Origin of the sequence: Pedobacter sp., from assembly GCF_039594775.1 — a bacterium.
In the GTDB taxonomy this organism is placed as follows: Bacteria; Bacteroidota; Bacteroidia; order Sphingobacteriales; family Sphingobacteriaceae; genus Pedobacter.
Map to the genome: position 1 here is coordinate 453,034 of NZ_JBCNMT010000002.1, position 12,669 is coordinate 465,702.

Annotated in this window: 12 protein-coding genes; 4 read left to right on the plus strand and 8 right to left on the minus strand. The window is 38.9% G+C overall.

The annotated features are described in order from the left end of the window. The first annotated feature begins 20 nt into the window (after positions 1–20). Positions 21–884, plus strand: a complete 864-nt coding sequence (locus tag ABDV71_RS08045; RefSeq protein ID WP_343531935.1) for an AMP nucleosidase — start codon at positions 21–23, stop codon at positions 882–884. Positions 885–962: 78 nt separating this feature from the next. On the opposite strand, the gene ABDV71_RS08050 is transcribed toward ABDV71_RS08045, so the two are convergent. Beyond that, positions 963–1,460, minus strand: a complete 498-nt coding sequence (locus ABDV71_RS08050) for a histidine phosphatase family protein (RefSeq protein WP_343531936.1) — start codon at positions 1,458–1,460, stop codon at positions 963–965. Between the two features lie 425 nt (positions 1,461–1,885). Between ABDV71_RS08050 and ABDV71_RS08055 the strand changes: the two genes are divergently transcribed. Next, the gene (locus tag ABDV71_RS08055; protein ID WP_343531937.1) at positions 1,886–2,671 is read left to right on the plus strand and encodes a glycosyltransferase family A protein; all 786 of its coding nucleotides are present in this window, start codon (positions 1,886–1,888) and stop codon (positions 2,669–2,671) included. 151 nt (positions 2,672–2,822) lie between these two features. On the opposite strand, the gene ABDV71_RS08060 is transcribed toward ABDV71_RS08055, so the two are convergent. The 5 genes from ABDV71_RS08060 to sppA form a co-directional block, all read right to left on the minus strand. Further along, positions 2,823–3,587, minus strand: coding sequence for a capsular polysaccharide synthesis protein (locus ABDV71_RS08060; protein WP_343531938.1), 765 nt, complete (start codon positions 3,585–3,587; stop codon positions 2,823–2,825). Continuing rightward, positions 3,587–4,297: a glycosyltransferase gene (locus ABDV71_RS08065; RefSeq protein ID WP_343531939.1), complete on the minus strand. Its 711-nt coding sequence runs from the start codon at positions 4,295–4,297 to the stop codon at positions 3,587–3,589. Before ABDV71_RS08065 ends, ABDV71_RS08060 begins: the two co-directional genes overlap by 1 nt. Before the next feature lie 10 nt (positions 4,298–4,307). Next, entirely contained in the window at positions 4,308–5,291 is a 984-nt protein-coding gene (locus ABDV71_RS08070) for a glycosyltransferase family 2 protein (RefSeq protein WP_343531940.1), read from the minus strand. After that, entirely contained in the window at positions 5,292–6,965 is a 1,674-nt protein-coding gene (locus ABDV71_RS08075) for a helix-hairpin-helix domain-containing protein (protein WP_343531941.1), read from the minus strand. Positions 6,966–7,038: 73 nt separating this feature from the next. Next, positions 7,039–8,802 (minus strand): signal peptide peptidase SppA, encoded by a 1,764-nt coding sequence (sppA, locus tag ABDV71_RS08080; protein ID WP_343531942.1) that lies wholly within the window; start codon positions 8,800–8,802, stop codon positions 7,039–7,041. A 164-nt stretch (positions 8,803–8,966) separates the two neighbouring features. Here sppA and folK point away from each other — a divergent pair, with 164 nt between their 5' ends. Next, positions 8,967–9,461 (plus strand): 2-amino-4-hydroxy-6-hydroxymethyldihydropteridine diphosphokinase, encoded by a 495-nt coding sequence (gene folK / locus ABDV71_RS08085; RefSeq protein WP_343531943.1) that lies wholly within the window; start codon positions 8,967–8,969, stop codon positions 9,459–9,461. 11 nt (positions 9,462–9,472) lie between these two features. After that, the gene (locus ABDV71_RS08090) at positions 9,473–9,850 is read left to right on the plus strand and encodes an Hpt domain-containing protein (protein WP_343531944.1); all 378 of its coding nucleotides are present in this window, start codon (positions 9,473–9,475) and stop codon (positions 9,848–9,850) included. A gap of 25 nt (positions 9,851–9,875) precedes the next feature. Here the strand turns inward: ABDV71_RS08090 and pssA are convergent, their stop codons facing one another. Both pssA and rho read right to left on the minus strand, forming a co-directional pair. Further along, entirely contained in the window at positions 9,876–10,547 is a 672-nt protein-coding gene (gene pssA / locus ABDV71_RS08095) for a CDP-diacylglycerol--serine O-phosphatidyltransferase (protein WP_343531945.1), read from the minus strand. Positions 10,548–10,630: 83 nt separating this feature from the next. Then, the gene (rho, locus tag ABDV71_RS08100; protein WP_343531946.1) at positions 10,631–12,355 is read right to left on the minus strand and encodes a transcription termination factor Rho; all 1,725 of its coding nucleotides are present in this window, start codon (positions 12,353–12,355) and stop codon (positions 10,631–10,633) included. Positions 12,356–12,669: the final 314 nt, after the last annotated feature.

Sequence of the window (12,669 nt, forward strand, 5' to 3'; positions counted from 1 at the left end):
TTAAAGAAAGGAGAAAACTTATGAATGAAGAAAAAGATGTAAAGAAAGATGAAGCAGCAGTAAACAAGGCGAAAAAGGTTAAAGAGGTTGAAACTCCAGTTAGAAAAGGTTTAAAAAGTAAAGAAGATATCGTTAAAAACTGGTTGCCTCGTTATACAGGTCGTCCGCTAGAGGAATTTGGACAGTACATCTTATTGACCAATTTTAGCAAGTATGTGACTTTGTTCTCTGAATGGAATGACAATGCACCTATTTACGGCTTAGATAAACCTATGCAAAGTGTTACAGCTAATGGCATTACTATTATCAATTTTGGTATGGGAAGCCCGCTAGCAGCAACCATGATGGATCTATTGACTGCCATTCAGCCAAAAGCAGTATTGTTCTTGGGTAAATGTGGTGGTCTGAAAAAGAAAAACCAAATTGGTGATTTAATTCTTCCAATTGCAGCCATTAGGGGAGAAGGTACCTCAAACGATTACTTGCCTGCCGAAGTACCTGCACTACCTGCCTTCGCTTTGCAAAAGGCTATTTCAACAACCATTAGAGAGCATTCTCGCGATTATTGGACTGGAACCTGCTACACCACTAACCGTAGGGTTTGGGAGCACGACAAAGAATTTAAGAAATACTTGAAAAGCTTACGCGCTATGGCAGTGGATATGGAAACAGCAACTATTTTTACCACTGGTTTTGCTAATAAAATCCCAACGGGAGCTTTGTTATTAGTTTCAGATCAACCGATGATTCCTGAAGGGGTAAAAACTAGTGAGAGCGATAGTTCTGTGACTGCTAACTACGTGGAAACACATCTTAAAATCGGTATCGATTCATTAAAACAATTGATCAATGGAGGCTTAACGGTGAAACACCTTAAGTTCTAAATTCAAAATTTGACAGCTGTCATACTGGGCCGGAGAAGCATTTTTTAATTCTTCACTGCGTTCAGAATGACACCCGTGTCAATCCAGCCCACTTTTAGGGTAATCAAACAATACCAGACTTCCTGTACCCCCACTGATGAGTTTCCAGTCATCAAAAGGAAATTCAATAATCGCTACACTGCATGTGGGCATATTGCTGATGTATTCGCCCGTAAGATAATTTAGCAGATCCGTTAAGCCTGGATTATGGCCAAACAATGCTATTTTGTTTAATTGAGGGTCAAAGTCATTCACCGCCTTTAACAGGGTTTTTACACTTGCTTCGTAGATATTGGCATTAGTGTCGAGTTGTTCTGAAGGTAATTGCCAGCCTGCAGCAAAATATTTGGCCGTAGTTAGTGCTCTAAGGGCAGGGCTGCTCACAATGGCGTCTGGCTTAATGGATTTTTCCACTAATCGATTGACCATTTCGGGAGCGTTTTTATGGCCACGATGGTTCAACGGCCTATCAAAGTCTCTCAGGTTAATGTCTCCCCAATCAGACTTCGCATGTCTAACAATAAAAAGCTGCTTCATTAAGTTTAAAATATCGGCGGTGTGTTTTTGTCTGCGCAAATTACTAAATAATATGAGTGCGCTTAATTTTATCTACATAAATTTCCTCCCTATGCCCGCTAAAAAACGAGGTATACAGCTTGGTGTCCTTTCGTTGAGGAGTTAAAATACTTTATTAAGTTTTCCATGTTGTCTATATGGTTCATTTGGAAAATGCAAATAACTAAAAAATGTAACCACATAGACACATAGGGTTATATCTGTATACTCCTTCGAAGAGAAAGATATGCAGCTTTGTGTCCCCCTCTTTGAGGGGATAAGGGGGAGGATAAAAAACAAATGTATTTGTGAAAATCAATCTGTGTATCTGTGGCTTACTCAAGTTTCAAGGCTTAGTGGTACAGATTTTTCCCAAAACATGAAGTAAACCTTATCTTTAGCCCTCGATGGCCCAACAAGACGATTTTACCGTTAGCGTAATTATTCCCTGTTACAATCAAGCTCTATTGATTGAAGAAACACTTCATTCGGTATTAGCTTCCACTTATTTGCCCATTGAAATCATTATTGTAGACGATGGTTCTACGGATGAAAGTGCACGTGTAGTTGAAGAATTGGCTAAACAACATCCTCTCATCAAATTTTACAAGCAAGCAAATAGTGGCCCTTCGGTAGCTCGCAACCATGCTATTAGTAAGGCCAGTGGTACTTTCATTTTACCTTTGGATGGTGATGACCTTATTTCTCCAGATTATATTGCCGAAGCTATCCATACTTTTAAGCAAGATTCCACTGTGAAAGTGGTGTATTGTCAAGCCGAAAAGTTTGGTGCCAAAACGGGAAAATGGAATTTAAAGCCTTTCAGCTTGGAGAACTTGGCGAAGGATAATATGATTTTTGTAAGTGCGCTTTATAGGAAAAGTGATTGGGAAGCTTGTGGAGGTTATCCAGAGGATTTACGTTGGGTGAGCGAAGACTGGGTGTTTTGGATTGCCATGCTCAAAAATGGTGGAAAGGTGGTACAATTGCCTATCATTGGATTTTATTATCGCATTAGCCCTAATTCACGTAGAAAGGGGATGGATAAGCAAAAAAAACAGCGACTGATTGACTATATCAATACGCACCATCGTGATTTCGTATATCGTTATTTAGATGGTCCCTTGCGCTTCCAACGCCGTCAGTCAAAGAGATATAATAAGTTGTTGAGATTTTTTGGTTTGCTGAAGTAGTGAGCTTAAACGTTCAAAACTGATGCTGACCTGCCTGCCTGCGGTAGGCAGGTAGCGAAAGCGGAAAGCTATGCAATAAACCGAGCCTTGGCGAGTTCACCGAAGGTAATTTATTTCAGGGTCTGTTTAACAAAAAAATAATCATACGAAACTATCGATGATAAACCCCAGCGTTTTTCACGCTGTTAACAGGCAAATTGGTACTTACGTGTACCTTGTATTTAAGGTTTAGGGGATGAAATAGATTTCCAAAAACTGTCCAAGGTAGGGGGTAGTTGCTTTGTCGGCCAGTAAATAAATTCTTTATTCTTTCTATATTCCTGCTGACAATGTTAGTGCCTTTTAATACTCGCTCTCTAGGATGTTTGGCTGGATATTTTTTTAACTGTTCAAAGTTTTCATCCAATAACAAATGTAGATTGTTCATCAGCTCTTGGGAAAGTGGTGTACCGCTTCTGCCAATCCATGCGGTTACCGAAATGAGGTCTTTGTAAAAATCGGGCATCCAATTTCCATTTTGGTCATGTACTCTTGCGGCACCGTTTTTACTTTCCTTTCGGCCAATCATGTACACCTCTGGGTCTTGAAACTGTTCCCAACAAGCAGCAAAACTTACTTCACTAGCTTTAACGTCGTGCCAAGCGCCGCCGTAGTGATGTAGTAGGTAAATCCTAAGGTAATCAGATTGATGTACTACACTGAGAAAAGGAAACGCTGCATGAAATGGATGTTCGGGCAATTCTAATAAATGCCAGTTTTGTGGACTCACCAAAAAAATAGGCACACCAATGTTCTGCTGTAAAATTTCGAAACTTAACAGACGGTTGCCTTCCATAGCATTTCCCGCCCAAAAAGTCCAAACCACAAATGGTACGTGGTGTTGGTATTCAATACTTTTTACATCGGTAAGCAGCATTAGATTTTATCTCTTCCTTTGGTGAATTTTTGCCAATAATATTTCCATGGGTTAGTGTATTTCAACTGTTTCCACGGGCGACTACCATGTGCCTTATGATGTACGGGGGCGTTAAATAAAATGTAATTTTTAAAACCTAAGGCAATTGATTTTTTGGAGATGATGGTGTCGTACCAATCTTTATTACGATCTAACTCGCTGAAACTATAGCTGGATAGAAATGGTATGGTCATTAATGTACAGCAAAAGCTGAGACTCCTATTGGTAAGGGTATAAGCTTCTTTTCTACCTTTAAATTTTAGATAAGGAAAGTTAATTTCGCCTCTTTCGTCAACTGTTACTGCGCCAATCATTCCCGAGTCAGTTTGTTTTTCGTTAAAACCGAGTAATTTGCTAAAGGTATCTGGTTTCACCTCTACATCAGACTCAACGACAATTAATGGCAGATTTTTAGCGATAGCACGTTTTTGTGCATCTTCCAATACCAAATTGTAGTTGGGTGATGGCGTGTTGGTAATGTCTTCTAAATTGAGCAATTCAAAACCCAATTCAGCAGCACTTTTGGCGAGGGCCTCTTTGGTTTCTGCATTACTAAAATCGTTATAAACAATATACTCCAGTGCGATATCGCTTTGCTTAATGGTGGCAATGGTCTGGAGCGTATTTTCTATCGCGTTTTTAACGGGGGTAATTACAATTGCTTTAATCATTCAAGAATTTTTATGAAACGTGGTAACGACCATTTTTCAATATGGTATTCAATTTTGCGCCGAGCGAAAAAAGAGATAGGTTTGTTCCTGTGTCTTCGGCATGTTGATTGAACCTTGACTTAGAGCTGGCTATCTTTTCTTTGTAAGCACCCAACGCACTATAGCTTTTCCATACCCAAAATTGTCCCATGAGCACTTTGGGTAAGACCTCAAAGATAAAAGTTTGTACCTTAAACCAAGTATACTGCGCTTTGTTTAAGTGTATGCCGTGTAAAATATAACGGTTCCTATAGTAGATTGCTTTTACGCTTTTTTTGAGGTTGTTGGCATTGATGGTAGATGATCCGATGTGGTAACAAGTTGAAGCAAAAGCATAATAACATTGCCAACCCAAACGCCAAGCACGCAAGCTCAAATCAACATCTTCGAAATAGAAAGGCGAAAAAATCTCATCGAAACCAAGAAGCTGCTTGATTTTTTTTGAACAAACCAAAGCATTGGCACCTGATAGGAAAATAGTTGGGGCAGGTTGATTTTGGTTTGTTGTTTCATATATCCTGCCTTGTTTGAACTTAAAGCCAAACCTTTGTGGTAGCCTTGGTCCGTCATGCGTATTGGAGCCAGTATCAATTATACGGCCCATAACACCAAAGGTATTTTCATCTTCAAAGCATTGCCATTGGTTATCAAAATAATTTGGACTCAGTTGGATATCCGAATTTAAAATGAGCATCAGTTCTTTGGTGGCCTGCATAATGCCTTTGTTGCAGGTGGCCGAAAAACCTTGGTTGGCCTCGCTTTTGAGCAAAATAATTTCAGGATAATGTTCTTCTAAGAAAGCAACTGAATCGTCTTTAGAAGCATCGTCAATCACAATGATTTCATAATCAACATCTGCATTTTTAATGGCCTGTACCGTGAAAGGAAGAAATTCTTCCAGTAAATGGCGGCCATTGTAATTGGGAATGACTATCGAAACACTTTTTTTATTCATTTATCGCTTACTGGTAAAGAAATCGCTGATTTGCTGCAATGAAAAAGCATTTAAGCATTTTTCGGCAGTTAATCCTCCCTTGCGGCCTATCAATACACCGTAGCGCATGTCTAAAAAGCCTTCTTTGCGGTGAGCATCTGGGTTAATGGACAGTAACACGCCCTTTTCTAACGCATAGCGATGCCAGCGCCAATCTAAATCCAAACGTAATGGATTGGCATTGATTTCTATCACTACATTGTTGGCCGCACAAGCATCAATTACTTTTTTGAAGTCAACATCGTAACCTTTTCTGCTCAATAATAAACGCCCAGTTGGGTGCCCCAAAATAGTAGTGTAGGGGTTTTCTATCGCAGTAATCAATCTTTCGGTAGCTTTCTCCTCTGTCATTTTTAATTGACTATGTACAGAGGCCACTACGAAATCAAATGTTTTTAAAATGTCGTCGCTATAATCAAGTGAACCGTCATATAAAATATCACTCTCTATACCTTTGAAGATTTTGAAAGGGGCTAGTTTTTGGTTCAGTTCATTAATTTGCTGATGTTGTGCATAAACCCGCTGTTCATTTAGGCCACTGGCATAAAATGCGGACTTAGAGTGGTCGCAGATCCCTAAATACTCCAGTTTCAAAACATCACGGCAATACAGGGCCATTTCTTCCAAGGTGTGTACACCGTCGCTCCAGTCAGAGTGGTTATGTAAACTACCTTTTAAATCTTTGTCGGTAATGAGCAAAGGCAATTGATGTTTTTTGGCTAACTCTATTTCATCGAATCCTTCACGTAATTCAGGCGCTACAAAATCAAGTCCTGCTTTCTCGTAAATATCTTCTTCGGCATAAAAAACGTGGTTACCTGCTAAGGCAAGCACATGGTTAACGTGTGCTTCATTTCCGGTAAGTTTAAAATATTCGAGATAGAAATGGTCTGTAGGTACTACAAATAGCTTTACATTTAATCCATCAGCAGTTTGTGCGGTAAAAATGTTGTTGCTAGTTTCTTCAAATCCAAGCTGAAAAGTAGACAGCTGCGAAATCAAAAGATCAGGACTTTCAGTGCCAATGATCAATACGGCTTCATCAATAATCTCACAAGCTCTTCGATAATCACCTGCGATGCCCAATAAGGCCAGCATATCTGCTTGGCGTAACCAAACAGCCAATTTTTCGTATAGTTCGTTAATGATAGGCTCGGCCTGTGCATACAAGAACTTGCCATTGGCAGCCATTCTGAATTCTAGCACTTTCTTGATCTCTTCTTGAGTTTTAAGCCCAAAACCCTTGGCTTCTATTAATCTGTTTTCGTTACAGGCATAATAAAGTTCCCCAACGCTCTCTATTTGTAGATCATGCCAAATAATGCCTATTTTTTTAGGACCTATACCTTTAATGGCCAGCATTTCAATAATACCGGAAGGTGTTTGGCTAATCAGTGTTTCTAATTCTTGGATGGTTCCCGTTTCTAGCAGCTCAATAATTTTCGCGGCAATGCTCTTACCGATGCCATCTACTTTGTCAATTTCGGCAGTAGGTTTGCTAGCAAGGGCAAAAGGCAATTTATCTACTTTAAATGCGGCGTTGGCTACTGATTTAACCTTGAATGGATTTTCATTGTGAAGCTCCATGAGTTGCGACAATAGCCTGAGCGTACGTGCTATGGGTTTGTTTTCCATCTTACAGTATGGCGTAGTGCGTTTGGCGTAATTGTGATAACCATATTAAACTAAACGCTTGACTCAAATCTCTTTACTTAATTATAATTTCGTGGTCTAACCTGGCTTGTATGCCCGTTTGGTTAAGGGCTTTTTTCATTTGCTGATAAAGTACGTAGTTCTCTCCGAACTCTTTTTTAGCATAATAAGCACTCACGTTATCCTTTGCAGCTCCCAAAAACTCTTTAAGTGGGTCTATTTTTTCCGGATATTCAACTACTTTGTAGTCTTTTAATTTTGCTTTTTTAGCAGCTGAGATAATTGCATCGTTAAAACTACCAATTCGATCGGCTAAGCCGTTTGCTACAGCATCATTACCCGTCCATACACGGCCACCGCCTAAACTGTCTACTTGTGCTTTGGTTTTCTTTCTGCCATTAGCAACCTTGGTAATAAAAGTATCGTAAATATCGTTAACGCCTTTTTGCAAAATCATTCTTTCTGCAGGAGTCATTGGTCTGTTGGCGCTCATAATATCAGCATATTGTCCGGTTTTTACACCATCAAAGGTAATTCCCAGCTTGTTGTTCATCAGGTTTTGCATGTTGAAAAACATTCCAAAAACACCAATGGAGCCAGTAATGGTATTAGGCTGTACAAAAATACTATCAGCAGCACAGCCAATATAATAACCGCCAGAAGCGGCTACATCGCCAAAAGAAGCAATCACCGGTTTGATTTTTTTGCTCAATTCAATTTCTCTCCAAATCACATCAGATGCAAGTGCGCTACCACCACCGGAATTTACACGCAATACAATGGCTTTTATATCTTCATCCAATCTCGCTTTTCTAATGGCACGTGAAATTCTCTCTGAACCAATTTGTTCATCAGAACCTTCACCGCCAATAATTTCTCCATTGGCATAAATCACCGCTACTTTATTTTTAGAGGAAATGTCTCCCTGTGAAGGCAAATCCTTGATGTAGTCGTTAATTGTTATGCTATTGATATCGGCTTTTTTGCCCTTTCCAGTAATTTCTCTTAACTCGTCTAAAACTTCATCTTTATATTTCAGACCATCAACCATTTTGTAGGCCAAGGCATCTTTCGGTGTTTGAACCTTCAACTGGTCGGCAATCTGGAACAGACTGTCTGTGTTTAATTTGCGTGTGTTGGCAATGCCAGCTAAAAATATTTGATATAGACCATTCACATAAACACTAACCTGTTGGCGGTTATAATCGCTCATTTTGGTGTTGATAAAAGGCTCAACAGCACTTTTATAGTTGCCCACACGGATAATTTGTGGCTCAACACCTAATTTGTCCAACGCTCCCTTAAAAAACATAAGATTCGCACTAAAACCTTTAAACTCTAATGTCCCTTCAGGGTTTAAGTACACTTTGTTAGCTGCCGAAGCCAAATAATAAGCCCCTTGCGAATATATTTCACTGTAGGCAATCACTGGTTTCTTGCTGGTTTTGAAATCGATAATGGCATCTCTAACTTCTAATAATGTAGCCATGCCCGCATTTGGTGCCATTACGTTAATATAGACCGCTTGGATATTATCGTCGGTTTTTGCTTTTTGAAGCGCTTTAATGACATCGTTAAATCCGATACTTTTATTACCACCACCAAATACACTGCCGAAAGATTCTTTCGGTGTACGTTCCGTAATGGCCTGGTCAAGGTTAAGGTACAGTACGGAATTTTGCTTGACGACAGCTTTGGAATCGCTATCTAGGGAAGAAATCATACCAACAATAATTGCAAAGCCTATGATGCCTAAAACAATTGTTGAAAGGACAATGCCAACTACTGTGGCAAAAACGTACTTGAAGAACTCTTTCATGTTAATAATGTTCTTAAGGTGATGAAATGTTTTCGATTTTAATGAGATCGAAAAGGTTTTTAAATTTTATTGATTTAAGTTTGTAAAGTTAAAAAAAGCATTGTGATAAACTAGGTATTTCAAAGGAAGTAACTGATTTACTTTTGCGGTTAAATTGACCTTACATGAAATTAGATAGCAGAGATGCTTATTTGTTACTTGGTACTAATTTGGGCGATAGGTTGGAGAACCTTAAAACTGCTATTTCCTATATTGAAATGGAGGTAGGAGAGGTTTTTGCAAAGTCGAGTGTGTATGAAACAGAAGCTTGGGGCAAAACAGACCAACCTGGATTTTTAAATCAGGCCATTGCCGTAAAAAGTACATTGCCTCCTTTAGAATTACTGAAAATCTTACTGGCCATTGAACAAAAGATGGGACGGGTACGATTAGAGAAATGGGGACAGCGTTTGATTGATATTGACCTTATTTTTTACGGAGATATGGTGGTGTCAATTGATGAGGTATTACAACTGCCACACCCAGAGATGCATAGGCGTAGATTTGTATTGGAACCCTTAAACGAAATTGCCGAAAATTTCATCCATCCTGTTTTTAGGAAAAAAATATCACACATTTTAGCTAACTTGACCGATAAATTAACTGTTCAGAAAATATAAAGTATAACCAAATGATTGATCCGGCTAAAAGTAAAGAAGATTTAGATTTGTCATATTTGAAAGAGATGTCTGGCGATAGCGCTGAATTTATGATTGAAATGCTTGATACTTTAGTAGAGCAAATTCCTGTTTATTTGGAAGATTTGCAAAAGGCCGTGGATGCGGAGGATTGGAAGTCGGCATCGGAGTTTGCGCACAAGGTGAAACCTACGTTTTATTATGTGGGCAGAGAAGACATCAGAGATTATGTACAGCTCATTGAACGCAATGCCAAGGAAGGCATTGATGTACATAACATTCCACAAGCGCTTGTGGAAATCAAGCAGGAGTTAAAAACTATTCTGGAACAGGTAGGGAAAGCAAAGACGGAATTACAGCAACAATTATAGTTTTTGGAGAACACAGAAGACTCTCTTACTTGTTTCTGAAATAAACAAAGGATAAGCCTATATAAAGCAATAATATTAAGGGTAATGCTACAAACTGTTGCCAAAAAAACAGCGCTACAGATAAAATCATGAAGATAAACTTGATTTTATTCTCTCCCCAGCTAAAATTACTGAACTTCAAAGAAAATATCCTGATTTCGCTGATCAACAAGTAACTGCTTACTAATGAAATACCGGTCAATACTATCCAGTTTTCAATAATTTGTGGGTGATAATCAGCTACGTAAGGTAAAGACACAATAAACAAAGTATTCATTGGAGTATTAAGACCAATGAAATCTACTGTTTGGCGAGTGTCTGTATTGAACTTGGCTAACCTCAATGCCGAAAATAGGGTAATGATAAAACCTAAATAGGGAAGGTATTCGTAAGTCACGTTACTTGCCTTAAACAAATGATACATGATAGCACCAGGTAAGAAACCAAAACTAACCATGTCTGCCAAGGAGTCAAGCTCCTTTCCAATACCGTCCTTAATTTTTAACGCCCGTGCAGCCATTCCATCAAAAAAATCGAATATTCCCGATAGGATGACAAAATAGGCAGCAGATTTTAAATCGCCATTAAAACAAAACACAATACCTATGCAGCCAGATAATAGGTTGGCGCAGGTTAAAGCATTAGGGAGGTTAAACATGGAGTAGTAGGTTATAAGGTAATACGTGATAAGTTTTAAGCGATAAGCAAATAAAGCTTATCACTTAAAACGTAAAACTTTTATTATCCGTTCATTCCTAATAGGAATTCTTCGTTACTCTTAGTGCCTTTAATTTGAGCCTGGATCAATTCCATTGCTTCTTGGCTATTCATGTCAGCTAAGTGATTGCGCAATACCCAAATGCGTTGTAAAGTTTCTCTATCCAATAACAAGTCATCTCTACGCGTGCTCGATGCAGTAATATCAATTGCAGGGAAAATACGTTTGTTGGCCAATTTACGGTCAAGCTGTAACTCCATGTTACCAGTTCCTTTAAACTCTTCGAAAATCACCTCATCCATTTTAGAACCAGTTTCGGTTAAGGCTGTAGCTAAAATAGTTAATGAACCACCTTTTTCGATGTTACGGGCAGCACCAAAGAAACGTTTTGGTTTGTGTAAGGCATTGGCATCAACACCGCCAGAAAGGATTTTACCTGAAGCTGGTGCGGTAGTGTTATAAGCCCTGGCCAAACGTGTAATCGAGTCAAGCAAGATCACAACATCATGTCCGCATTCCACCAAGCGTTTCGATTTTTCTAAAACGATGTTGGCAATCTTCACGTGTCTTTCTGCAGGTTCATCAAAAGTAGATGAAATGACTTCTGCTCTTACGCTACGTGCCATATCTGTTACCTCTTCCGGACGCTCATCAATTAGCAAGATGATCAAATAGACCTCTGGATGGTTTTTAGCAATGGCATTGGCTACCTCTTTTAATAAATTGGTTTTACCTGTTTTTGGTTGTGCCACAATTAAACCACGTTGTCCTTTACCAATTGGCGTAAATAAGTCCATGATACGGGTTGAGTGGTTGCTGCTTTCAATAAACAGGTCCAATTTCTCCGTAGGGAAAAGCGGTGTTAAATAATCAAAAGGTACACGGTCACGCACATCAGCAGGTACACGACCATTGATACTGATTACTTTCACCAAAGGAAAATATTTTTCGCCTTCTTTTGGAGGGCGGATGCTGCCATTAACGGTATCGCCAGTTTTTAAACCAAACAATTTGATTTGCGATTGCGAAACGTAAATATCATCTGGAGAAGATAAATAGTTGTAGTCTGCCGAGCGCAAAAAGCCATAGCCATCAGGCATAATTTCTAAAACACCTTCGTTGGTAATGGTATTATCGAAATCAAGGTTAGAATAGCTGGTTTCGTTCTGTTTTTGGTTATTGTTACCGTTATTGTTCTGTTTTTTTTGTTGTTGCTGCTGATTTTGCTCTGCTTGAGGTCTTTCTTCCTTGGCAGGTTTATCATTCACCACAATTACTTCGGCTTCACCTGAATTTTCTTTGTTGTCTTTAGAGATACGATCTCTTTTTTTCTTCTGGTTTTCTAATTTATCTGCAATACTCTCTTGCTTCTGTAGGTCTTGACCGGTTACAAGGGCAATTGCTTCAAAATCAGGCGTTGGAATTTCAATCAGGTCATCGTCAAAAAGAGTGGGTTTTTGCACCTTCTCTTTTTTTGTATCAGCAGGAGCTTTTTTCTCCTCAGCAACAGGAGTTGTCTCCTTGTTTTCTTTTACAATACGTGTTCTTTTTCTGGCAGGTTTTTCGGTATTTGCTTCGGCTACCGGTTCTGGCGTAACTGCCACTTCAGCGGTTGCTTCCTGTCTTTTAAGAATTTCTTCAATTAAATCGCTTTTGCGCAAATCACCTGCTTTATCTACACCGTTTGCTTTTGCTAACTCACGCAGTTCGGTAGTAAGCTTTTCAGTTAGTTCTGTTTTACTAAACATTTATGTCTTGTCGAGAATTTTATTTTTAGGGTTTACCCAAACAAACAACCAAAAAAGAGGCTCAAAAGATTTAAGAAATTTTCTTGCTAGGATTTTTTTTGGAAGGTGTTCAGATAAACTTTCTGGGAATTATGGCACAATTGTAGGAAAATGGATTTTAATCTGCAAGATATTTCTCAAAAAAAATCATTATCACTCTATTCTTTTATTCATGAGTTTAACCCATTAACCGCTAATCTCCTCATCAATGGTGCTTCATTCCTAATTTAAACGTTGAAAAGGTGCATTTTGTTTTAATTGTTTCCATAGTTCCT

What these genes read in the sequence shown, in the direction of transcription:
- ABDV71_RS08045 (WP_343531935.1), top strand. Translation starts at nt 21, where the DNA reads ATGAATGAAGAAAAAGATGTAAAGAAAGATGAAGCAGCAGTAAACAAG.
- ABDV71_RS08050 (WP_343531936.1), bottom strand. Translation starts at nt 1,460, where the DNA reads ATGAAGCAGCTTTTTATTGTTAGACATGCGAAGTCTGATTGGGGAGAC.
- ABDV71_RS08055 (WP_343531937.1), top strand. Translation starts at nt 1,886, where the DNA reads ATGGCCCAACAAGACGATTTTACCGTTAGCGTAATTATTCCCTGTTAC.
- ABDV71_RS08060 (WP_343531938.1), bottom strand. Translation starts at nt 3,587, where the DNA reads ATGCTGCTTACCGATGTAAAAAGTATTGAATACCAACACCACGTACCA.
- ABDV71_RS08065 (WP_343531939.1), bottom strand. Translation starts at nt 4,297, where the DNA reads ATGATTAAAGCAATTGTAATTACCCCCGTTAAAAACGCGATAGAAAAT.
- ABDV71_RS08070 (WP_343531940.1), bottom strand. Translation starts at nt 5,291, where the DNA reads ATGAATAAAAAAAGTGTTTCGATAGTCATTCCCAATTACAATGGCCGC.
- ABDV71_RS08075 (WP_343531941.1), bottom strand. Translation starts at nt 6,965, where the DNA reads ATGGAAAACAAACCCATAGCACGTACGCTCAGGCTATTGTCGCAACTC.
- sppA (WP_343531942.1), bottom strand. Translation starts at nt 8,802, where the DNA reads ATGAAAGAGTTCTTCAAGTACGTTTTTGCCACAGTAGTTGGCATTGTC.
- folK (WP_343531943.1), top strand. Translation starts at nt 8,967, where the DNA reads ATGAAATTAGATAGCAGAGATGCTTATTTGTTACTTGGTACTAATTTG.
- ABDV71_RS08090 (WP_343531944.1), top strand. Translation starts at nt 9,473, where the DNA reads ATGATTGATCCGGCTAAAAGTAAAGAAGATTTAGATTTGTCATATTTG.
- pssA (WP_343531945.1), bottom strand. Translation starts at nt 10,547, where the DNA reads ATGTTTAACCTCCCTAATGCTTTAACCTGCGCCAACCTATTATCTGGC.
- rho (WP_343531946.1), bottom strand. Translation starts at nt 12,355, where the DNA reads ATGTTTAGTAAAACAGAACTAACTGAAAAGCTTACTACCGAACTGCGT.